At 42.4% G+C, this 23884-nt stretch carries 19 protein-coding genes and 1 tRNA gene; 9 read left to right on the forward strand and 11 right to left on the reverse strand.

What is annotated here, in order from left to right:
• Positions 1–12 precede the first annotated feature (12 nt).
• From AUJ82_05500 to AUJ82_05520, 5 genes are all read left to right on the forward strand, one after another.
• Complete coding sequence (locus tag AUJ82_05500) at positions 13–3171, forward strand: hypothetical protein (protein ID OIO59685.1); 3159 nt, start codon at positions 13–15, stop codon at positions 3169–3171.
• Positions 3172–3174: 3 nt separating this feature from the next.
• Complete coding sequence (locus tag AUJ82_05505) at positions 3175–4266, forward strand: hypothetical protein (protein OIO59686.1); 1092 nt, start codon at positions 3175–3177, stop codon at positions 4264–4266.
• Positions 4267–4300: 34 nt separating this feature from the next.
• Positions 4301–5191: a hypothetical protein gene (locus AUJ82_05510; protein OIO59687.1), complete on the forward strand. Its 891-nt coding sequence runs from the start codon at positions 4301–4303 to the stop codon at positions 5189–5191.
• Between the two features lie 123 nt (positions 5192–5314).
• Positions 5315–5390, forward strand: a tRNA-Gly gene (locus tag AUJ82_05515).
• Between the two features lie 14 nt (positions 5391–5404).
• Positions 5405–6109, forward strand: a complete 705-nt coding sequence (locus AUJ82_05520) for a UDP-N-acetylglucosamine diphosphorylase (protein ID OIO59688.1) — start codon at positions 5405–5407, stop codon at positions 6107–6109.
• A 3-nt stretch (positions 6110–6112) separates the two neighbouring features.
• Here the strand turns inward: AUJ82_05520 and AUJ82_05525 are convergent, their stop codons facing one another.
• Positions 6113–7582 (reverse strand): ribosome biogenesis GTPase Der, encoded by a 1470-nt coding sequence (locus AUJ82_05525; GenBank protein OIO59689.1) that lies wholly within the window; start codon positions 7580–7582, stop codon positions 6113–6115.
• A 147-nt stretch (positions 7583–7729) separates the two neighbouring features.
• On the opposite strand from AUJ82_05525, the gene AUJ82_05530 reads away from it, so the two are divergent.
• Positions 7730–9286, forward strand: a complete 1557-nt coding sequence (locus AUJ82_05530; GenBank protein OIO59716.1) for a hypothetical protein — start codon at positions 7730–7732, stop codon at positions 9284–9286.
• A 22-nt stretch (positions 9287–9308) separates the two neighbouring features.
• Here the strand turns inward: AUJ82_05530 and AUJ82_05535 are convergent, their stop codons facing one another.
• The gene (locus AUJ82_05535; GenBank protein ID OIO59690.1) at positions 9309–9878 is read right to left on the reverse strand and encodes a hypothetical protein; all 570 of its coding nucleotides are present in this window, start codon (positions 9876–9878) and stop codon (positions 9309–9311) included.
• Positions 9879–9901: 23 nt separating this feature from the next.
• Positions 9902–10501: a hypothetical protein gene (locus AUJ82_05540; GenBank protein ID OIO59691.1), complete on the reverse strand. Its 600-nt coding sequence runs from the start codon at positions 10499–10501 to the stop codon at positions 9902–9904.
• A gap of 715 nt (positions 10502–11216) precedes the next feature.
• On the opposite strand from AUJ82_05540, the gene AUJ82_05545 reads away from it, so the two are divergent.
• Positions 11217–12290, forward strand: a complete 1074-nt coding sequence (locus tag AUJ82_05545; protein ID OIO59692.1) for a hypothetical protein — start codon at positions 11217–11219, stop codon at positions 12288–12290.
• A 26-nt stretch (positions 12291–12316) separates the two neighbouring features.
• Here AUJ82_05545 and AUJ82_05550 read toward each other — a convergent pair whose 3' ends face one another.
• Positions 12317–15565, reverse strand: coding sequence for a hypothetical protein (locus AUJ82_05550; GenBank protein ID OIO59693.1), 3249 nt, complete (start codon positions 15563–15565; stop codon positions 12317–12319).
• A gap of 274 nt (positions 15566–15839) precedes the next feature.
• On the opposite strand from AUJ82_05550, the gene AUJ82_05555 reads away from it, so the two are divergent.
• On the forward strand, positions 15840–16604 hold the full coding sequence (locus AUJ82_05555) for a hypothetical protein (GenBank protein OIO59694.1): 765 nt from the start codon (positions 15840–15842) through the stop codon (positions 16602–16604).
• On the forward strand, positions 16597–17517 hold the full coding sequence (locus AUJ82_05560) for a hypothetical protein (GenBank protein OIO59695.1): 921 nt from the start codon (positions 16597–16599) through the stop codon (positions 17515–17517). Before AUJ82_05555 ends, AUJ82_05560 begins: the two co-directional genes overlap by 8 nt.
• Positions 17518–17520: 3 nt before the next feature.
• Here AUJ82_05560 and AUJ82_05565 read toward each other — a convergent pair whose 3' ends face one another.
• The 7 genes from AUJ82_05565 to AUJ82_05595 form a co-directional block, all read right to left on the reverse strand.
• Entirely contained in the window at positions 17521–18552 is a 1032-nt protein-coding gene (locus tag AUJ82_05565) for a 3-oxoacyl-ACP synthase III (GenBank protein ID OIO59696.1), read from the reverse strand.
• A gap of 12 nt (positions 18553–18564) precedes the next feature.
• Complete coding sequence (locus tag AUJ82_05570) at positions 18565–19377, reverse strand: enoyl-ACP reductase (protein ID OIO59697.1); 813 nt, start codon at positions 19375–19377, stop codon at positions 18565–18567.
• 68 nt (positions 19378–19445) lie between these two features.
• Positions 19446–19742, reverse strand: coding sequence for a hypothetical protein (locus AUJ82_05575; protein OIO59698.1), 297 nt, complete (start codon positions 19740–19742; stop codon positions 19446–19448).
• The gene (locus AUJ82_05580) at positions 19729–20004 is read right to left on the reverse strand and encodes a hypothetical protein (GenBank protein OIO59699.1); all 276 of its coding nucleotides are present in this window, start codon (positions 20002–20004) and stop codon (positions 19729–19731) included. The genes AUJ82_05575 and AUJ82_05580 overlap by 14 nt, the downstream gene beginning before the upstream one ends.
• Before the next feature lie 61 nt (positions 20005–20065).
• A complete protein-coding gene (locus AUJ82_05585; protein OIO59700.1) occupies positions 20066–20521 on the reverse strand; it encodes a beta-hydroxyacyl-ACP dehydratase in 456 nt (151 codons plus the stop codon).
• Positions 20518–21993, reverse strand: a complete 1476-nt coding sequence (locus AUJ82_05590; protein ID OIO59701.1) for a phytoene dehydrogenase — start codon at positions 21991–21993, stop codon at positions 20518–20520. The genes AUJ82_05585 and AUJ82_05590 overlap by 4 nt, the downstream gene beginning before the upstream one ends.
• Before the next feature lie 259 nt (positions 21994–22252).
• A complete protein-coding gene (locus tag AUJ82_05595; protein OIO59702.1) occupies positions 22253–23881 on the reverse strand; it encodes a hypothetical protein in 1629 nt (542 codons plus the stop codon).
• Positions 23882–23884: the final 3 nt, after the last annotated feature.

The raw sequence follows: 23884 nt of genomic DNA on the forward strand, positions 1-23884 counted from the left end.
TTCGGTTTAGTTATGTCATTTGAAAGCGAGGAAATGTTGGACGTTTTCGTTCAAGAGTCCAGCGAACATTTGGATAGCTTGGAGCCGGATTTGCTTAAGTTAGAGAAGAGCAGTACCGACAAGGAATTAGTAAATCGAATTTTTCGAGGAGTTCATTCGATCAAGGGAACGTCCGGGTTTTTTGGCCTTAATAATATCTCCTCATTGGCTCACGTTATGGAGAGCGTGATATCAAAGATACGCGAAGGCGAGCTCGAGGTGAATGCGAAAATTGTGGATACGCTATTATCCGGTGCGGACAAGTTGCGCATTTTAGTAAACGATGCCGTAAATAGTGAAGGAATAGATATTGGCAAAGAGCGTGAAGCTGTTGAAAAATTAATCGGAGAAAAGCAGAAAGGATCCGCTGGTTTATTTAAAGAGGCCTTGGAGATGAATATCGACCTGCCGGAAAATTTGCGGATATTTAAGGCTACTGCAGAGATGCTGCAAGAATCCATCAGTAACGGGCATTTATTTTATGTTATCACCGTCAATTTGAAACGAGATGTTCATGAGAAAAACCGCAAGTTAGTTGATTTCTTTTCGTATATATCATCCTTTGGAGAATATTTAGATTCAAATACGGATATAGCGGAAATCGATGGGCTAGAAAACCCGATTGAAGCGGACATTGACTGTAAAGTGCTCTTTTCCTCAACCATGGATACGGAGCTGATACAGATGGCGTGGGATATAGCGATTGAGCAGATTGAAAAAATTCCTGAAAAAACTATTAAAAATTGGAAAGCTCATTTAGAGCGAATCGGTAATAAAAAAGAAGATAAAAACGGTTCAGACAATATAAGGGATTTAGTTTCTCTGGCTAAAGCAGAGCAAAAATTTAACCAAGCAAAACGAAAAGCTACACGATTCTTGGATAAAAAAACAAGAGCCATGTTTCAGACAAAAGGCATCAATGCGGTCAATTTTGCTTTTAGTTTAGGAGAGCATGCCACCCATAAACCTGATGAGACAATACGGATAGCTGTGCCCCTTTTGGATGATTTGATGAATCTTGCAGGTGAAATGGTATTGGCCAGAAATCAATTAATGCGCGTATTAAGTAAACTAGATATGCCTAAATCCGGATTAGGCGGGGTGATGCAGAAGATCCGGTCGGTGACTTCAATGATGCAGGAGAAGGTGATGCAGACGCGACTGCAGCCGATTGGGAATCTTTTTGAAAAGTTTAACCGAGTGGTTCGGGATTTATCCAGCAAGTTGGGAAAGGAAGTGGAATTTAAGACATTCGGGATAGGCGTTGAGATTGATAAATCTATCGTGCAGATGTTATCAGATCCCCTCACGCATATGATACGCAATTGTGTGGATCACGGGATAGAATTTCCTGAAGCTCGATTAGAGAAAGGCAAGCCGCGAACGGGAACGATTAAACTTATGGCCAGCCATGTGGGAAGCCAAGTTCAAATCAGTGTTTGGGACGATGGTAAGGGGATGGATCCTCTTAGTATCAAGAATAAGGCGATTGAAAAAGGGTTGATCACACCCGAGGAGGCCAATTTATTAAATGATCAATTAGCATTTCAGCTGGTGTTTACCCCCGGGTTTTCGACAGCGAGCGAAGTGACCGAGATTTCCGGTAGAGGAATTGGGATGGATGTTGTGCGCGCAAATATTGAGCGTTTGGGCGGGAATGTGGAGTTAGATTCTGTAAAAGGCAAATACACGTATGTGACTATGCGCTTGCCCTTAACTTTAGCCATTATTCCAGCCATGATCGCAGCTTCTCGGAATCGGTGCTTTGCGGTTCCGCAGATACATTTAGAAGAGATCGTAAAAATCAGTAAGATTAACAAAATACAAGCAGTTAGGGGGTGCCCTATTTTAAGATTAAGAGATAAGATGCTTCCGCTGGTTGATTTAGCGACATTGCTTGATATGGAAGGGACAGATAAACGCGCGTCCGGTGAATCTGTAGAGCAGCTAAACGAAGTTAAACCCGAAGCGGTGAAGCGATCTAACCTCTCCACGTTGTCATTAAAGCAAGAAGGCTATATATTGGTGTTAAAGGCGGACCAAGAACGCTACGGCCTTATTGTAGACGAACTATTTGACGTAGAGGAAGTTGTTGTTAAGCCCCTCAGCGATTATTTTCACGACTCAAAATGTTATTCCGGGACAACGATTTTAGGAGATGGCAAAATTGCCATGATACTGGATCCTAATTGTATTGCGCATGCCGCGAGCATGGAGTTTTCCGAATTTAAAGATGAAGGGAAACTACAAGCCGTAAAAAATAGCATAAACTGCGTGATTGAGCATCAGCCCATACTTCTATTTAAAAGCGGGCCGGAAGAAGTTTTTGCGATTAATATTTCAATGATCGATCGTATCGAAAAAATAAATACAACCGAGATAGAGCATTTTGGGGAAAAAGAATTTATGACACATCGTGAAGCCTCGATGAGATTAATCCGGCTACATGATTATATAGAAGTCACCCCATTGGACTCAAAGGCAGAGAAGTTATTTGTTATTATACCCAAGTTTGTACGCAAGCCTATGGGTATTCTGGTGAGCGAGATCGTAGACATTGTGCAGAGCGATTTGAAATTGGATGAAGAAACGATCAAAGCCAAAGGAATATTAGGTTCCACATTAATTAACGAGACAATGACATTGTTTATAGATGTTTATGGGCTGTTTGAAACCGTAGACCCTGTGATGTATGATTGGAAGAGGACCTCATCTATCATGAAAGGGAAGCGATTATTATTTGCTGAAGATACGGAATTTTTCAGGATAGTGGTTGCGAAATATTTACGTGAATTTGGTGCCGAAGTGGATGTTGCTCAGAATGGTCAGGAGGCATGGCAACTGTTGCAGGAGAATGATTACGATTTAGTGCTTACGGATGTAGAAATGCCGATTATGAATGGTTATGAGTTGGCGCGTAAAATAAAGTCCTACGAGCGATTTAAAGATAAGCCTGTGATTGCTTTGACTACTTTGTGCACGGAGAAGAATCGTGTAAAAGGTGAGAAGGCGGGTATGGATTCATTTCAATCCAAGTTAAATAAAGAAAGCCTTCGGGATGAAATTGAACGGTTACTGGGACCGGCGATAGAAATAAGAGGCATTAATTGTACGAGAAACTTTTCAAATTAGCGAATGCGGGATACAAAACTAAACGTTTTTATTATTGATGACAGCATTGTTTTCAGGAACATATTAGTGTCAATCGTAGAAGCTTTTCCTGAAACAAATTGTGTCGGTAAATCATATTCAGGTGAAGGCGCCTTAAGGCAGCTCAAGAAGCTAGATGTGGATTTGGTTATTATAGATGTTTTTATGCCGGATATGGACGGCCTGGCGGTATTTAAAGCGATCAAGAAAAATTATCCGAACCTTCCGGTTGTTATGATTAGTGGAGTCGTTGACCAAAGCAATCCGCTAGTGATGGAGGCATTAAAGTTGGGCGCGTTGGGGTTCATAGAAAAAGCAAATACCCTGGATGCCAAATCCCAGCAATTAAGGTTAGAAGCCAGATTAAAAGAAGTGGTAGACTTGGTGTACTCGGGGAATTTTTCCAATCATTCAATGCTTGGCCCTCGTATTGCCAAGCACAGAAAGCGACTTTCAAAAGTAGATATGGTTTTAATAGGCTCATCTACTGGTGGGCCAAGCGCTTTACGAAAAGTCATTCCGCTCTTGGATAGTGATATCGGGTGTCCTGTGCTTATTGTTCAACACATGCCTGAAATTTATACGGCATCATTGGCCAAGCATTTGGCGAAAGAATCAAAAATAGACGTTAGCGAAGCTGCTTCTGGTATGATCGTTTCTCCTAACCAAGTACTCATTGCGCCAGGTGGGCATCATATGGGCATTATTAAAGGAAGTAGAGGCTATGAAATTGCATTAAATAAGAACGCCCCAGTAAACTCGTGTCGCCCGTCTATTGATGTTTTATTCGAATCGACAGCTAATAATTTTTCGGGAGAAATATTGGTCATTATATTAACCGGGATGGGGCGAGATGGCACAGCCGGAGTACGAGCGCTACGAAAAGTTAACCCCCTGTACTGTATTGTTCAGAGCCCTGATACCTGTATTGTGGATGCCATGCCAAGGCATATAATAGAAGATGGCCTTGCCGATAAGATTTTGCCGATTGATTCTATTTCTGAAGCGATTAATCTATTAGCACGTAGAAATAGGGCTCCTACCAACTTCATGGAATCGAATACTCACATTATTTAGTCGAATGAGTGTCAATAACCATCTAGACAAGAAAGTGTATGATCTGCTTCGAGGTTATATTGAAGAGCACTGTAGTATCTCCCTAAACGAAGATAAAATGTATTTGATTGAATCTCGATTTGGGCCACTTTTCCGTGAACTAGAATGCTCAAATTACTATGAGTTTTATTTAAAAGCAAAACATGACGCTACCGGTATTATACGAGAAAAGATCATTGACGCGATAACAACAAACGAGACCCTGTGGTTTCGCGAAAATGGAATGTGGGCGCTGTTGCGCGAAAAAGTTATCCCTGGTTTTATGAAACTGTTGCGTAGCGGGGCAAAAAACAAGATACGTATTTGGAGCGCTGGTTGCTCGACGGGGCAGGAACCGTATTCTATTGCGATGCTCATTGATTCGATGCTAGCAAATGTTATGGCATCTGATCTAAAACCAGAGCAATTTCAGATTATCGCGACAGATATTTCTAGTAAAGTGATCCATCAAGCCAAAGAAGGGATCTACAGCCCTATGGAAATTGCGCGTGGCTTAGATGAAGACTTTCAAAAACGCTACTTTAGATACAACGAGTTATCTTGGCAGATAAAAGATTCGATTCGCGAGCGCGTGAAATTCTTAAAACACAACCTGCAAAATAGATTAAATGAATTGGGATATTTCGATTTAATTTTATGCAAAAACGTCATCATATATTTCAATGAATCCTTTAAGGAAGATCTACTAAAAAGGCTTTCCAAGCGTTTAGATAGTAATGGTATTTTAATTGTCGGGACTGCTGAATCTGTATCAAGGTATTCCAAAATTTTCCAAAGAGAATTATACAAGAACGCTATTTATTACACCCCAAAAAAGCCCACGCGTGTACCTTACAAGAAGCCTAATCAAAAACAAGATCTGCCTGTAGGGGTATCTGCAAGCTAATGCCTGGGAATGACTTGGCGTCTGGAGGATATTTTTGTAATAAAAGTTAGTGGAAAAGCTTGACTTCAGGAGCTGGATTTATAAGATAACTTTCTATTCTTACCAAGTAGTAGTATTGAGAGTGCGAGCGTAGCTCAGTTGGTAGAGCACCACCTTGCCAAGGTGGACGTCGAGGGTTCGAATCCCTTCGCTCGCTCCATTTTTTTAAGCCCCATGAAAGCTTCAGTATTTTTTGACTTACCCGCATCAATCCCTTTTAGGGATTTTTTTTCACCTGATGCTGCGCCATGGGAATGGTTGCCTCAAATTCAATTAGCATTAGAGTCGTTTAATTTCTCGGGAGGAAAGACAAAAAAGGATATACCGGAAGGACTACGCGTGTCTGGAAACGTGTTTATTGATCCTACTGCTAAGCTGCCCATTTATGGTGTGATTGAGGGACCTTGCTTCATTGGCCCTAAGACCGAGCTTAGGCCGGGAGTATATATTCGTGGCAATGTCATTGTGGGGGCAAATTGTGTTTTAGGTAATTCTTGCGAGTACAAAAATTGTATCTTAATGGACAATGTACAGACACCTCATTTTAATTACGTGGGTGACTCTATTTTGGGGAATGGGGCTCATTTGGGAGCAGGTGTGATTTTGGCAAATCTAAGGTTAGACCATCAGGATATATCTGTAAAAACGCCCTATGGCCGTGTGCCGACTGCATTACGCAAGATTGGCGCGATTATGGGGGACTATGCGGAGGTGGGCTGTAATGCTGTGCTTCAGCCTGGAACGTTACTTGGGAAAAAGGCTATGGTTGGCCCAACACTCGCATTTGGGGGGTATCTCGAGGCAAACAAGATGGCATTGCTAGCGGTTGATCATAAGATCTATGATCGCAAGGAAATTCAGTCGGCGAGCAAGGTTTAGTTCTTAATCATCGCTGCTTTCGACCTCTATACCAGCTTTTTTCGGCTTACTTTTGCCTTTGCGGGCTTTTAGCGCATCTTGCTGTTCGCGAGGCAGTTTGCTGACGAAGTCAAAAAAGACGGGACAACCCTTTAGGCCGAAGGTGTTATTAAAGTTTGTTAATAAATAGCGTTTATAGGAGTCCTCAAGGCGATGTGCTTGATTACAAAAAACTTTTATGGTGATGGGGTTTGTTCCGCTTTGAAGCGCGTAATAAACCTTAAAACGCCTATTCCCAACAATGGTTGGAGGTGTTCTCTCGAGCAGCTCTCTAACGGTTTTATTAACCTTTGACGTAGGAATTGTTGTGCATTGTATTTCAAATAACATCCGCGCGGCCTTTAAAATACGGTCCATGGAATAGTTTTGAATCGCTGAGGTAAAGATTACCGGAGTGTTTGAGAGGAAAAACAGCTCCTTTAATGCGAATTCGGCAAACTTATCCCTAAAGTCGCGGATATTATCATATCCCTCAACTTCACCCTTTTGAAAAGCTTCTTGAGCGTGATCCCATTTGTTTACGATTAATGCCATGGGTCGGCCAGCCTCTAAAACTTCACCCGCAATACGTTTGTCTTGCTTTGTCACGCCTTCCTTGGCATCAACAACGAGGAAAACAACATCAGCGCCTTGCATAGACTGTGTTGATCGCAAAGTAGAGTAAAATTCTACGGAAGAATCCATCTTTTGCTTGTAGCGCATGCCAGCTGTATCGATGAGGCTAAACGGCCATATTTTACCGCTAGGTGTCGTGAAATCGAAATCCTTTTGGACGGCATCGCGTGTGGTACCAGGGACAGCGCTGACGATCATCCTATTTTCCTTTAACAAGCAATTAGAAAGCGAAGATTTGCCCACATTGGGGCGACCCGCGAAGCAAATTGAAAGGCGACGGTTCTCTGGTTCGGTTTCATCTTCTGTGGCCTCGGATTTAGGGCCTACAAAGTCCTGGATAGCCTTCTGTAAGGCGCTGGAACCATGACCGTGTTCTGCGGATACGCCAAAGACTTGTTTGAAGCCTAGGCGATAAAAATCATTGAGTTGGGTAGTATTCTCCGGATGATCCATTTTATTGACCACGAGCATAACCTGTTTACCGTGGCGGTGAAGCATGCTGGCGATTTCTTCATCATGAGGTAATAAGCCCTTTTGGCCGTCTACGACAAATAGAACAAGCTGTGCTGCGAGGATGGCAAAGTCTACCTGTTCTTCGGTTGCATTGTGAATAGCCTGATTCGTCATATCGGGTGCCATGCCTAAGCCCCCTGTGTCCATCAACGTAAAGTGGTTATCTACTACAGCAGAAATAATATCACGGGTAACGCCCGGCTCATCATGTACGATTGACATTCTTTTGCCTACAAGGCGGTTGAAAAGACGACTTTTGCCTACATTAGGGCGGCCTACAATGGCGATGTGTTTGAATATATTCATTTTAACGAGCACATGAATATACCTGAGACGTAAAATTTTTACAAGTAGAAACTTGACCTCACCTATAGGTGTGCGTTGAATGTTATGATTATGAAGTGCAAATTAGCGCATTTACTGGTTTTTCTCTCCCTGTGCACCCCATTTCTTATGGCTGATAATGTAACGCTTGAAGCTGAATCTAAGGATTCAAAAGAAGTGCATGTGACTTATGATAAGTTGGTTGAGGAGTTGAAGCACGTACATCGTCTCAAATCCATTCTCAATCTGTTGACATGGGATGAAAGAGTGAATATGCCGGATCAAAGTGCTGATTTTAGAGCCCTTCAGCAGGGTACATTGGCAAGATTGGTGTATCGGGAATTTACTAAACAAGAGATTGGTGGCTATTTAAACGTTCTTGAGTCTAATGGTGATCAGTTGTCATCCGCACAAAGGGCTTTGGTTCGGGAGACACGTAGGAAGTACGATCGCAAAAAGAGTTTATCTGAGGAATTTGTAGCTCGGAAAAAGGAAATGGAGAGCAAGGGGTATCAGGCGTGGAAAAAGGCTCGTGATGCAAATGATTTCATGTTGTTTGCACCTGTATTGGAAGAAATCCTGGTTATGGCTAGAGAGGAAGCCGGGCATGTTGGTTATGCTGATGATCCTTATGCGTATTGGGTGGATCGGTATGATCCTGGGTTTACCGCGGCAGATATTGATCAATACTTCGGTGAATTGAAGTCTGGAATTGCTCCCATTGTCGCGCAGATACAGGCCTCTTCTGTAAAACCTTCCAGGGATATATTGAAAGGGTTTTCTGTGAAAAAACAAAAAGCTTTCATCACGGAAGTGATAGGCAGGATAGGATTTGATTTTGAGCAGGGCCGTTTAGATAAAACGATCCATCCGTTTTGTGGGGGATCTAGTGAGGATTGCCGAATTACGGTTAACTATGCTAAGGATGCACCTTTATTTTCTGTGTTCGGTGGATTACATGAGGCTGGGCACGGGCTGTATGAGCAAGGGCAGCCGGAACAGTATCTTGGTACACCGTTAGGAGAGGCGTTAGTGATGGCGATGCACGAGTCTCAGAGTCGCCTGTGGGAGAATCAAATTGGCCATAGTAGAGTGTTTTGGGAGTATTGGGAAGGTGAATACAGGCGGTTATTTTATAGGCAACTTCGGGATATTAGTTCGGAGGATTTCTATAGGGCGATTAATGCGGTTGAGGTTAATCCGGTGAGGGTGCAGTCGGATGAGGTTACGTATAACTTGCATGTTATTTTGCGGTATGAGCTTGAGAAGAAGTTGCTTGATGGTTCGCTACAAGTTCGTGATTTGCCGGTGGCGTGGAATAAACTTTCGGAGGAACTTTTGGGGTATACGCCGAAAAATGATATGGAGGGTGTTCTTCAGGATGTACATTGGTCAATTGGGGCGTTTGGGTATTTTCCGAGTTATGCATTGGGGAATATGATTGCGGCGCAGCTGTGGGCGCAGTTGCGGCAGGATATTCCGAATGTGGATGAGGAGATCGCTTTGGGTAACTTTGCGCCGGTATTGGTCTGGTTGCGTGAGAATATACACCAGTATGGGAAGCAGTACTCTACGAAGGAGCTGGTGAAGATGGCTACGGGAAAAGAAATGTCCTCCCAGTACTTTTTGGAGTACTTGTCTGAACGTTATTTGCCGCTATATGTGGGGGATGGGGAAGAGGGGTGACAGGCTTTCGGGCTGCTGCCTCTTATAGACCTACAGCGATACGGAGTTGACCGAGCTGGCCGTTGTCTAGGGTTATGATGACTGTCCAGGTTCCGCCGTTGCTATCGGAGTATTGGGTTTGTAAATGGCCGTTTAGGGTGATGGGAGTGCTTGGGCTTGTTAGGTAGATATTTACGCCGCCATTTAAGGGGGCATAAAATGCGTTACTGCTTAGAACGATGTTGGTGTGTGGTCCGTAGACGGTGACTAAGATAGCGCCCCGCTGGAAGGTGTTATCGATGTCGGACTCGAGTGTTACGTTGTCTCCGGTAAAGTTAATAGAGGATGCAGGGGTATGGTTTTCGCCGATATATAGACTTTTGGGACTCTGGCTTATTGGTTTAAAAGCTACAGAAACTGAATTTAATGTATTGCTGCTGAAAAGTGCGACTGTTTCGACTGGCTTACTGGTTTCTGGAGCGATGTATGTGTGATTTGGTTCCCCTCCATTACCGTAATCTCGCTCTGCTTCAGCGAAAGAGGTGTTAACCGAGATCAGAAGAGCGGTGGCAATTATGCCGGCCAGGTATGTGGAATGGGCGAGTGATTTCATAAATATGTTCGTTTTGGGGAAGGTTAATTTGATTCTGTTGTATCCGAAGCCGGATTGATGGCGGTGTGGATTGTTTGGAGATCCTGTTCTTTGGGGTAGAGGATGAGCGTCCAAGTGCCATCATTGCTGTACTTGTACTCTGATTTCAGGTTGACCGTTAATGTGTAGGGGGCGGGGTGACTTAGGATGATTTTTGAGGTACCGCTGATAGGGATGGTGATCTCATCATTGATGAGCGTGACGTCTATGGTGGAGGCGTGGACGGTGACAGCCAGTGCGCCCTTTGGGATGGTAATTTCATCCTTTAGGACGAGGTTTTTGCCGGCGATATCCAGTTTAGGTACCTGGGTGACATCATAGCCAATGTAGACCGTTTCCTCGGAGCCTGGGATGGGTTTAAAGGATACAGAGAAAGGGGTGGTTGACGTAGAGCTTTTCAGGATAACTGATGAGACAGGGTATTGGGCTTCAGAGCCTGATGAGTTCCCCCAGGTTGAAATTACATCGTTGTAGGGCTGGTCGCTATCCAGGGTGTTGGCGCGCGCTAATGCGCCTGCTGCGCATGCCGTCAGGAGCAGCGCGATTAGGCCGGAAAAAAGGGTAAGTTTGGGGAGTTTTTTCATATAGGGGGATTAGCTATTGGTTATGCCTTTATATTTAATTATAACACATTATTTTTATAAATAAAGTAACACTTTATTTTTTAATAAGTTCTTTATTTCGATGCTGGCGGAGTTGTTATTTATTTCTTCATAGAGGGGCTTGTTTTGTTCGTAATAAAAGCGTGTAAAATTGACACGTTTCGGTTTATTATTAATAATATTTTGTTTTTTAGTTAGGCATAAAAAGGCAAGGTTTGTTTCACCTGAAACAAAAGAAGTGCTCTTTTGAGCAGTATTTATTTAAAGGGTGTTAGGGCAGGGTGCCTCTATTTGAGTCAAGGAAGCAAAAGGTGGTCCGTCTTGATTTTGTGTATTTTTTACATAAAAGCAGTCGGATGGATGAGGGCTACGATGTCTCCTGACGCGAGCGGAGCGAGCGGCGGGGTTGGAGTGTCGATTAATTTTTGTTGAAGGGTTGACTGGTGAAGCTATAGTTGCGGACGGAGGGAAAGGGTCGCCTTTTTAGAGGTCGAGGAAAAAAAAGGGAAATGGGGGGATTAGGGTTGATTGAGAAGTCGCATGGATGTATTTGGTTTTTAAATACGGTATGGGTGTACTGATTTAAGTGTTTTTATGTTCACTGTAATGGCGGTCCCTTCCAGAAAGATTGATGACAATTTGAAGTTTCGTTCAACCAAGACTATACTGTAGTTAAGGATAGCATAGGTGGAGGTGTATGATGCGCGATTATTTATTTTTGATTGGCAACGGGATTAATCGAGCTATTGACGATGACAAGTTTCGTCTGGAAAGTGGAATGGAAGAAGCTTGGGAAGATATTGAGGGTGATGAAGACTTGAAAAAAATTATTTATGATTGTTTAGGAGAAGAGCGATGTCCAAAAAATGAAGTGGAGCTAGAGAACGTACAAAACTGCCTTTTTAGATTAGAGAGAATTCGGAAGGATTTAGGTGGATTGCCGAATGCTTTGAGCGAAAAGATAATGCTGGAAGATTTCAAGAAACGCATCTCCGAGTTTAACGAAAGCTATATTAGCTATTTGTTTGCTGTCGCACACTATTTTTACCAAAAGGTTCGATCGTGTACAAATGATAAAGAATGCGATAGGAAAGAAAAACTCGAAAAACTAAACAACTTCACTAAGGGGTTAGCTGACTTTATAAAGACCAAAAAGGATAAAGAAGGGATTACTGTTCACATCGCAACCTTGAATTATGACTCTTATCTTTATGAAACGTTTCTTGATGAACATGCTGTGTTGAAATGCCTTCCTTCAAGAACTTATCTAGGGGACGGATTTTCCCGTAATGGTTTTATTTATGAGAATCTTCCCCCCCCACAATGTGGTAATTGGTTTGGAAATTATTTGCATTTGCACGGATCTCCTTTGTTCTACACGGGCGCAGATGGTAAAATTTATAAGTCGAAAAGAAGCTATAGCTTGGAGGATAACAAACCGAAGAGATCCCATATTGTCTTGTGTAATCCAAGTCAGAAGCTAGATCTTATTAAGCAATCACCGCTATTAGATGCTTATTTCAACCGTTTCGAAAAGCTTATTTCGCAATCAAAAAAAATTATCGTTTTAGGATATGGAGGTAGAGATGAGCACATTAATCAGGCAATTCGAGATTATAAAAACTCAGATACTTCTATTATTGTCGTACAAAGGAAAGGTTGCGAAGAAAAGGGCTGGAGCGAAAAATTTGGTATAGAACCTTTGAAGCTTACAATCAGGGATAGTTATGATTCAATCTTAGATTTTGATTTTTCTACAATTGATAAATAGATTCTGTGACATTATTTTTCAGGGATTTACGACTGAGGCTTATGCAACTTTTGCCAGACTTTATCCCAGAAATCATTGTTACTATAAAACCGTTTTTTAAGTTGAGTGTATCCGGTCTCATCTCTTTTGATTATCCTTATAAAGTCCACAATTTTGGTTTCGTCCGAATTAAGGACTTCTAGAATTTCATCTTGTCCGATTGCATCTTTTTTGAAAGTTATTTTGAATTCTTCGCGTTTGGTTTCGTCCGAATTAAGGATTTTATTAAATTCTTCGATTTCGCGCTTATTCTTTGTTAAGCTCTTTTTGAATTCTACGATTTCAATCCAATCTAATTGAGGTTCTATAGACTTTGCGACCTTATCGTTATCTAGCATCTTCTCAAACCAGTCTGTGAATTTTGGATTGAGTTCTATTCGATCGTTAAACCTCCCATCCAACGCATGGAAAAAATTGATCAAACGATTATTGTCAAACACGGTAGTACTTTTCTTGTCCTTGGTTCCAATTCTTTTGGCTATTTCATTCTGAAAATCATTGATGATTTCCTGTTCAATTTTATTATCATAAAAGAAATGCAAAGCTTGGTTCAATATGCCGATAGAGTATGGAATAAAATATTTCGAGTCCTTTTCCTTGATGAATTCCATCATCTTCTCAAACCATTTGAGGACTGATGAATATCTTTTTTCTTTAAAGTCACCCTCTTTTTTGAGTCTGCTTAACTCGTTCATACCTGTTAAATCAATGAGATATTGATTTTGTTGAGTTGTTGTTTTCATGCCTTGATACAACTCTAGCCCAGTTATAATTGATTGATTTTTTGCATCGTCAGCATATAAGACTTTTTTATCCTGCATGACTAGATCATCCCACCCCATGTCTGCATATGGGTTTAGTTCATTTTCAATGGATTTATTAATTGCGGCTTTGTAATTTTCGCTCAATAAGTCCAAAAACTTATTTAATGAAGCCTCAGTACTGCAAATCATACTGGTGTATCGATTAAAGTGACTCACGCGTTTGGCATAATTTGCATATTCACTATTGAGAACTTTTCCTTGGGTTAGTGGTGTATTGGTGGCCTCTCCCTCGCACAAACTTTTTATGAATTTTATGATCTCTTGGTCTTTAATCTCTGTTGAAGGAACATAACCCATTAAAGAACGCTCAAAATAGCTTACTAGCCAAGTATCATTCGCCATTCCTTGTATTGATATCGGTACAGAAGCCTCCTGGTCTGGTTTGATGAAACGATCATCCAAGTATTCAAACAGAACATCAATATACTCCTTGTCGTAATTTTCCTCTTCTGTTATGGTATTAATGCTTATTTGATAAGGATTCTCTGGATTTTTATTTTCGTGTTTCTTAATGTTTTCAGCACGATAGTATTGATAATTCGAATACAATGCAAAGACTTTTGGCATTCTTTCTTGGAAGGCGTTTAGTAGTAATAGGCTGTCTAGATCAATTTCGCCGTGTAGCTTGTTCATATCATCCCGAATTTTATTATGCCCCCAGGCGTTTAGTGTTCTGCGCAGGGCTAGCTTTAAGATTCTAGGGTATTCTAAAAAATAAGCTAGCAAGTAGTTGGGTATTGGTAATTCGTTTGGTTTGGGCCGTTCTGCTTTGCAGGGATCGATATCGCCTTCTGTTTCACTGTATTCTATTAAGTACTTTCTTATAGGAATGACAATTTTTTCTATTAGTTCCGGTTTTATTTTTGGTATTACAAAGGTTTTGTCAGAGAGCTTTTGGAGATCCATGAATTGGTAGGCTCTGGGGTCTATATTCAGGATATAAGATATGTTTGTAGCTTCTTTGAGCCTGTATAGGAAACCTTCAAAGGCTTCTTTGGCTTTTTGGTTTCTGCCGTTAGGCTTGTCGTCTAGGAGGAGGATGTTCCGATCGATGTCTTCTATGACAACGCATATGCGCTTGTCTATGGCGATGAGGGCTTTGGAAATGCGTCTTAAGACATCTTCTGAGGTGAAATGTCTGGTGAAGATGCGTGTTAGGAAAGACCATAAGGAACTGTTTTTGGCTAGGATGGAATCCAGATATTTCCCGGTTATGTCTCTTAGGCCGGCTGCTTCTACGTGCTGTGAGAGTTCATGGATGATGGCATCGAGTATAATGCTGATTGTGTTTTTATAGTTATCTGATTCCCAGGTTTGACGTGTTACAAAGAGGATATTGCTTTTCTTCTCTTTTAACTCCTTTTTGATAAGATTTGTGAGCGTGGTTTTACCGCTTCCGTGACCGCCTAGGATAGTGAGGCAGTAGGAGTCTTTGTTGTTGTCAGATAAGTAGTCTGAGAGGTAATGAGCATGCTCTTTGTAATGAAAACGATCGCCGTTTTCTTCAATGGGGTTATCTGTTTCAATCCATTGGATGAGGGCGCTTATTGATTCTGTATTGGGATCTGTAAAACAAAATGGTACTTGATCATTGTTATCTGGTGTTTTTTGTAGGGGTTTAGATAGTTTTTTTTCTTTAGTTTTTTGATTTTTGATTAATCTTTTAATTTCTGAGCCTAAGAAAAAGAACAAAAGCGCCAAGGCAAATGTTGGGAGGAAGAAACCGAAAATATATTCTAAACGAAATGACCAGTAGGGATTATAAAATGCTGAGAGCGATTTTACCAAAGCTACTATAAAATAAGGTGTCCATCCATCGTCTGTAAAAATCATTACCGGTTGTTTAAATACGGTGTATAACCAGTAACCTTCGGAGTTGGAAGAAACGTCTGCTGTAAAACTGAAAAATGAGAATGATATAAAAGCTATTAGTATTAGTAAACCACCTAGGCCGATTCCGGGTTTCCAATCTATTTTTTTACTTATACACGACCATATAACTCCTAGTATACAGAGTGTAATGGCAACACCCATTGCCCATAGCCAGGCATTGAAAGACAATGAGATCATGATGCCCCCTAATAATATAGACCAGAAGATGGAAGGGTAGCAGAGCTGATTGCCCCAGTAATCCCATTGCCAGAACTTCCTTGTGGGCATGGGCGGACGGGCGATAAGGAGGCCGATGAGGAGGATGAAAAAGAGAAAATCGTATTCTGATAAGGGGATGTCGAAGATTTCCCATTTATTCCAGCCTAGGCGATAGTAGAGCGTATTATAGAGCGGCAGGATATATTTTTGGAAGATCGGCGCTGTGTAGGCACTCGTTAGGACGCCGATGAGGGCGTAGATGAGTATCCAGAACCAGCGTGCGGCGATGCACGCAAAACGAGTGGGTGGGGTAGGCGCCATAGGGGTAAATGGGGGTTGTTTAAATGAACCTTACCTTACCATGGTAAGAAAGGCAAATCTGGATGCTGGCATTTAAATAGGGGGAAGTTTTACTAGCTTTCCAGGCCCATCATGATGCTGCAGAGGCCGGAGCCGATGAACAGTAGGAGCGTGCTTTAGTTTTAAAATCTTTAAATAAATCAACAGAAACAAGCCACAGGTATGTTTTTAGTGATAATTTTAAAGTTTTTTACTTGAAAGTCATTAAAAATATGCTTATAAACAAACCATAGGTATGGAAGGAGGAAAAAAATTAAAGAATTTGTTAGAAAAGTGGCCATTTGGGACAGTGGCTACTACTGCTTGGTTTAAGGATTTATCGATATCCACGCAACTGGTTCAGCATTATATAAGGGATAAGTGGATAGAGTCTATTGGTTGGGGCGCGTATAAAAGGGTGAATGATGAAGTGAAGTGGTATGGCGGGTTGAGTAGTTTACAGAAGCAGGTAGGTTTGCCGATACACGTAGGAGGACCGACAGCGTTATTTTTGAGAGGCAATGCACATTATGTAAGGCTGAAGTCCGATGAAGTTTTTTTGTTTTCTTTAGTAAACACAAGATTGCCTAAATGGTTTTTAGAGTATGATTGGGGACTAGTGATAGAGGAGGTGAAGACATCGATGTTACCGGAAGAAGTCGCCATCAATTCTCTTGATTACAAAGGCGTGGGAATAGCTGTATCGAGCTTGGAAAGAGCGATACTGGAGAGCCTGTACCTTTGCCCTGATAAATTTGATCTTTTGGAGTGCTATCAAATATTGGAAGGACTGGTGAATTTGAGGCCGCAAATAGTTCAGGATCTACTCGTTCAGTGTTCTTCGATAAAAGTGAAACGACTTTTTCTGTATATGGCAGACAAAGCGCAGTTGCCCGTATTTAAGCATTTAAAATTGGGAGAGATTGATCTGGGTTCCGGCGATCGTATGATTGTGAAGAAAGGTGTTTACGATAAGAAGTATCAGCTTTGTTTGCCCAAAGAGCTTATAGATTATGTTTGAAAGTTACAGAGCACAAGTAGAATTACTTTTGCGGATTATTCCTTTTGTTGCAGAAGAAGAGTGTTTCGCACTGAAAGGAGGGACGGCAATCAATTTGTTTGTACGTGATTTTCCAAGATTGTCTGTCGATATCGATTTAACTTACACGCTTTTTGATGATAGAAAAGCGACTCTGCATAATATTGGCCTTGCGCTCAAGTCGATCAAGAAAAAACTCGAACGAGTTTTTAAAGATATGACGATACAATCCAAACCTTGCTCAGAGGATAGTGAAGTAAAATTGATATGTACTCAAGACGAGGCACAAGTTAAAATTGAAGTTAGCCCAGTTATGCGTGGAGCATTATTAGATACTCGTTTGTTGACATGCGCTCCAAAGGTTGCTGAAGAATTTGAAGCATTCGTGGAAATGAAAGTGATTTCGAATGGAGAATTGTACGGCGGAAAAATCTGTGCCGCATTGGATCGACAACATCCACGAGATCTCTTTGATATTTATTATCTTTTTGAAAATGAAGGTATGGGTGAAGACATAAAACAGGGGTTTATTGCCGGCTTATTGAGCCATGGTAGGCCGATAAATGAATTACTAACGCCTAACATGACGGACCAGAAAGCTGTTTATAATAATAAGTTTGAAGGTATGGCAAATGCCAAATTTTCTTATGAGATGTATGAGGAAACTCGAAGACGCTTGGTTAGGGAGATCAAACAAACTCTTACAGTTAACGACAAGAGATTTCTACTTAGCTTTAAAGAAGGCAGGCCGGAGTGGAGCTTAATAAACATTGCGAGGCTCAAAGAACTTCCCGCGGTTAAATGGAAGCTGCAAAATATAAGAAAGTTGATGAAAATGAATTCGGTAAAACATCAACAACAGTATAGCGCCCTTCAAGAAAAACTTGAATTGTGAATTTCAGCTTTCCAGGCCCATCATGATGCTGCAGAGGCCGGAGCCGATGCCCAGGAGGGCGATTTTGTTGTTGGGGGAAATTTGGTTTGCTTCGAGGGCTTTGGCTAGCGTAATGGGGACGGAGACGGAGCCGATGTTGCCGAGGGTTTCGTAGGTGGAGAAGTCTTTCTCTAGGGGAAGGTTCAGGGCTTCGAAGAGACGTTTTTGGTGTTGGCGGCCGACTTGGTGGCAGATGACGCGGTTTATGTCTTTGTTATTCCAGTTTGAGGTTTGGGCGAATTTGCTCCAGGCGCGGGAGGCAACTGCGATGCCGGCTTCCAGGAGTTGCTCGGAGTCTGTTTGCATTTGGAGGCCCTCTGTCGTGCTGCCACCTTCGCATAGCTTGTTTGCGGAAGAATCTGTTTCTATGACGGCGGAGTGGAGGCGTAGTTTTGGTTCTTTTACGATTTTGTTATGGGAAAGAATGGCGGCGGTGGCGCCGGAGCCGATCGTGAGGTTTGCGAAGTAGGGCTTGATGGCTTTGCGGGAGAGGTCTTTTTGTAAGAGCTCTTGTATGGTGTTTTCTAAAAGAGAGTGGCCGTTTTCGCCGGAGACGACCAAGGCGGAGCGAATGAGGTTACTTTGGATCATGCCTGCCGCGACGATCATACCGTTTAGGAAACCTAGGCAAGCGTTCGAGACGTCCATGATTTGGGTGTTTGGACTAAGGCCTAAGAGACCATGTACGTAGGCTGCGGTGGCGGGCTCGAGACGATCTCGGCAGACGCCGCAGTGGATGATGAGGTCTATTTCCGTTGGCTTAAATTGAGAGTTCTCTAAAACCCTTTTGCCAGCGAGGGCAGAAGCCTCGGACGGTAGCATGTTGATCGGCCAGTGGTGGCGTTGCTTGATACCCGTCATGAGCTCCAGGCGGCCGTAAGGGAGTTTTAATTTGTCGTATAGAGGCGCGAGACGTTGCTCAATTTCGTCTGAAGTTATAATGTTATCCGGAAGCGCGTAGGCGATGGATTCTATGACGACATTTTCGAAACGCATGGCTGGAAAAAATTAAACAGAAGAAGGTAGGCGAGTGGCAGCGTGGACGACTTCGTTGTCAAAGTAATTCCAGTCCATGCCTGCGTTTACAACGATACCCTGGGCATTGATGCCGCTAGAACGCTCACTTAGAAGGTATACAGCGGTGTCTGCTACCTCTTGGGTGGTGAGGGCTTGTTTACGAAGCGTCAATTTTTCCGCGAAAATATAGTTGTCCATATAACCCGGGATACCTGCGGAAGCACTGGTTTTAAGCGGGCCAGCGTTGACGGTGTTGAAACGGACTTGGGTGTCTTTGCTAAAAGATTTTGCGAGGTAGCGGACGGAGGAGTCTAGAGAAGCCTTTATGGGGCTCATGTAGCCGTAGTTTTCCGCGGTGACTTGGGAGGAAATGCTGATAGCGACTACGGAAGCGTGTTTATTTAAATAAGGTTTAAACGCATTAGCGATTTCTATGAGCGAGAAACTGGAGATGACCGTGGCTTGAAGGTAGTCCTTACGATTGGTTTCGTGAAACGGTTTTAAGCCTTCGGAGTAGTTAGCAAACGCAATGGAGTGGACGATGCCATCCAGACTGGGGTGCTGGGCGCTGATTTGCGCGGCAAGCGCTTTGATTTGCTCCGGGAACTCGACATCGCAGATGTAGACAGGCTTGTTTCCCAAGAGTTTTTGGAGGGATTCCTTGCGTTTTTCGGAACGAACGCTGTAGAGGACAGTGGCGCCCTCTTCTTCTAAGGTTTTAGCGATGAAGTAGGCGACGCTCTTACGGTTTGCGACTCCGAAGATTAAGAATGTTTTGCCGGTTAGATTTAGGAAGTTAGCCATTGTTGGTTGGGTAGGAAAAGCAGCTGCGTACCGAAAAAATGCTAATGGTAATAGCTTTAAATGTCCAACTATTTACGATTCTTTTCAAACAACTTGGCATGCGAACCGGTGCGATGCAGAACGAGCTTGCCTGGAATTTTTTCATAAATCAATAGCCAGTCTGGAGTAATGTGGCATTCGCGGCAGGTGTGATAGGAACCTTTCAAGTTGTGATCAAGGTTATTTTGAGGTAGTGGTTCATCAACTCGCAACTTGTTTAAAATTTCCTTTAAAAGCTCGAGATCTTTTTTCTGTTTCTTGATAGATTTAAGATCTTTTTTGTATGGAGTTGTTGGGATTACTTGACGAGGTTCATTCAATTTCATTTTCTAAATCCTCAAACATTTCCTCAACTGTGGCGTAGGATTTTAGTTTATGAAGCTCTTTTCTGCCCTCTTCTATGGCTGCAATCGTTTCTTTGTTTGGAACGCTGACTTCGAAAGGAATGGAATTACGCAAAGCTACCTGCTGAAAAAACATGCGTATGGCTTCTGTTTTATTAATGCCCAATCGCTTGAAGACCTTTTCGGCTTTTTTCTTGGTAGAGACTGGCATTAAGCAGTGTATGTTTGCAAGATCACTTTTCATACTTATATTATGTACATGATATGTACATGAAGTCAATCTTATAATGCCACAAGCTTTTTCATTACTCGTCTACCAAAGCTAGAGCAAATTCAATTGTCATGACAACTTTTTCGTCCTTGCGAATAGTGCCTTGCATGAAGAAGAACTGGCCCATTTTTTCCTGCAATTTTACTTCTATGAAAAGCGTGTCGCCCGGTTTGACCATGCGTTTGAATTTGGCCTCCTTGATGCGAGAGAGAACAGGTGTTTTGTCCTCGGCAGAGATACCCTCGGCTTTGAGCTTTTTGATTAAATAGATCGCACCGGATTGAAAGACGGCTTCGCTGAGCAGGACGCCCGGCATGATAGGGTTGCCCGGGTAATGGCCTTCGAAGTAAGGCTCCTCTGCGCGGATGACGCGTTTGGTTATGATAGCGTCCTCGGATAGTGAAACGACCTCATCGACAAAGAGAAAAGGAGGACGATGAGGGATTGTTGCCAGGACTTCTTCTAAAGCTTTTGGAGCGGAGGTGTTCATGATGTTGCGAGCGCTTCTTCTGGGACGTTTTTGGCTTCCGGGTTGTAGAGGAACTTATCCATCTTGTTTGCGGTGATGATGCCGTAGTTAATGGCACCTAGCCAGCCAGACATGATGATACCAACGGAGCCCGCATGGTATAATCCGGTGACCTTTTCTGAAATTTCCATGGAAACCTTAAGCCCCTCGAACTTGGTGCCGAAAGAGGTACCATTGGCGTGACGCGTGTACTTGTGAACCGTTCTAGGCGTGGCGACCTCGATCCAGTCCAGCTTTTCAGTGATGCCAGGGGCGAATTTTTCCAAGTGTGCGACGGATTCGTCCGCAAGCCTTTGCTTTTCGCGAGCGTAGTCTTCGTCTGACAAATAGGCCCAGTCTTCCCACTTAGCATTGAGCGAAGCGACAACGGCGTAACGCTCTTCTTTTGCGTGTGGACGTGTGTTTGGGTAGTAAACGGAGAATGTACGACTTTTTGTATGGAAGTCTGTGAGCTCGTTGCTAGAGAAAGGCGTAGCCTCGGAAGTAAAAATTAAATCGCCGATTTCAGGGAGCTTTTCACCCGCTCTTAAGCCCATGTAGACCTGGCAAGAACTCGTGTTTACTCGAACCGCTTCGGCCTCGGCGGCGAAGTCTGCCGGTAGGTGTTCTTTGCCTAAAAGGTTAAATAAAGTGGTCTTGATGTTGGAGTTTGATAAAACGGCTTTGCAAGAGATGTCCCGGCCATTGACACGTACGCCTCGTACCGTTTCCTTTTGATCCGGGCCTAGTTTTTCCGTGAGGATCTTTTCCACGAGACAGAATTTGCGCATTTCAACACCATTGGCTTCGAGCTCAGTTATCATTTTACCAATCAAGGTATCCGTGCCCCCCTGGAAGAGGAAAACGCCCTTGCTCATGAAGTTTGAGAAAACGATACCAAAGGTGATAGCAGGGTCGTCTAGTGTGGAACCATTAGCATAGGCGATAGGTTCTATTAATAGACGATGGATATCTGAGCGGCCAGGGAAGAACTCTTCGAATAGTTCGCCTGTGGTGCGCTTGTCATCATCATAGAAATTCATATTACGCAAGTGGATGAAGAAATCCTCGATCTTTTGCATCGGGACATTGAATTTTTCGTTAAGGATGCGCGTAAAGTCCTCACGATTGAAAGACGTATCGATATCAAAATCCGGGTTTACGAGACGGATGTGCTTGAGCTGGATGATAGAATCTGCGATTTCTTTAGACCAATATTTTCTGGCAGATTTGACCATACCGAACGGGAAACCGTGCAGAGAGATATCAAAAATATGACCCCGTGTACGGGTGAACCACGTAGCCAGACCCCCGAATTTGTAATGGTGCTCGAGAAGGAGGACGGAGTGCCCCTGTTTGGCCAAATAATTTGCCCCGGAAAGCCCAGCCAGACCACTTCCTATGACGATAACATCGTAATTATCCTTAACACCCTTTAGTCGATCGACAGCCATACTAGTAATATCCTTAAATTATTGAAATAAACCCCTTTATAACGCCTTATATGGGGAGAAAGGTCAAGGTTAAACTTCTTTATGATGGAGGGGGCGAGGGGAGATGTGACGCAAAAAAGAGAGGTACGGGACAGGGGTTCTGTTTAGGGAAATTCGACACTAATAAAAAGACCTACTGATGGGAGTAGGCCTTTTTGAGAGAGTATATGCTCTTGATCGTAGTAGAATGTTTATTGGCCACTACTGGGATTTTTTTTGCCTATTCGCTTTCTTTGGTGACGATAAACGCCTGAATGTCCTCTGGAAGTTCAGAAAGGAAGACTTCGGCATCTTCCGGATTTTTCATTTTGATGGTGCTATAAGCCGTATAATAGAGAGTAGTATCTTGAGTGGTGGCAATATACTGTTTTGCTTCATCCCATTTCTTCGACATAACGCACGCTTCAACATAGGCAGCTACTGCTACACGATACTTGAGCTCTTGAGTGTTTAAAGCTAATTCGGAAATATACTGTTTTGCATCATCCAATTTATTTAAGATAACGCACCATTTTACATAGGCTAATACCGCATGATGTTTGGAATCATTACAGTATAGCTCGACTTCAGGAATATACTGTTTTAATTCATCGAGTTCACCCATTTCGATGCAGTGATTGACATAATGGGCGAGCGTAGCTTTATATTCGTTAGCAATTTCTGCCTTTTGGAACGTTGGGATCCTTGGATCATTATTGAGCTGCCTTAATCGAGCCATAGCATCCTTTGCAACGCTGAAGTAATGATTGCGCGAAAAAGAATAATCTTGGGTAAGGATAGAACTCGTGTGAGAGTCATAGTTCCAGTCAGGAACATCCCGCAGATAAGGTTGCTCCTGTTTATATAGACGTGCAATAAACCCGTATGCCTTAGCTTTGCTACCCTTACCACGAAGCGATTTTTCTATCATCGAGAGGAATGTATTTGCGTTCACTGAGTCTTCTCTTGCTTTGTAGACGAGATAGATTTCAGCCATTAACGCTACGCTTTCAAGATTAAGTAGCTCTACGTGTTGGGGATTAAGAAAAGGAGTACCCTCCAATTCCTGCCTCATTAACCCGTGTAGCTGAAAGGCTTGCGGAAGGTTAATATTATTTTTATCATCGATCAAATTATTAAGCCTCGCGGAGAATGCTACATCAAACTTCTTGCGCGCGGGATCAATACGATCAACTGTATGGTCGATTACCAGTGACATTGCATTTATAACTTCATCGAGCTTAATTTTAGAGTAAGTGAATTTACGAGCAATATTCGTGGAGCAATAATTTTTTAGGTTTTTGTTAACCTTTGCCGCCTTGCCAATTTTTTCTAAAATTTCCCTTTTGGTGTAAGCTAAATGGGGACTTGTTACGAGTAAACTCCACATTTTATCGGATTTACTCCACGTCAGCGGATCCGTTACTGACTCGTTATAAAAACGGTTAATAAAGGCATCGAGGAATATTTTATTTTTAGATAAGCCATGTACTTTATTTTTGAGTTCAAGGATTTCTTTTCTTTTGATTTTAGATTGAATCTTCTCGTATTGTTCTAAAATGGTATCCATTTCACGATCCGCAATAGCCGTGCTATAATTGTAAGGAGCATTATATTCCTCAATAATCTCTGCTTTTCTCTCGAAAAGGTCACGATTTAAGAGAAAAAATCTATTATAATAATTTTTCCCAGTTCCTGACACTTTGCTAAAAGATATAATTTTACACCAAAGTTCATTGGGGATTGTTGCTGTATCGAGTTTATAATTAGATTTCTGTCTTTTGCTTGGTCTTATGGTTTCAGTATTATTATTCATGATGTTGAATTGTGTATATTTTTTACGGTAAGTCGATCCTATATTTTTTGGCATGTT

Source organism: Verrucomicrobia bacterium CG1_02_43_26 (assembly GCA_001872735.1).
In the GTDB taxonomy this organism is placed as follows: Bacteria; Verrucomicrobiota; Verrucomicrobiia; order Opitutales; family CG1-02-43-26; genus CG1-02-43-26.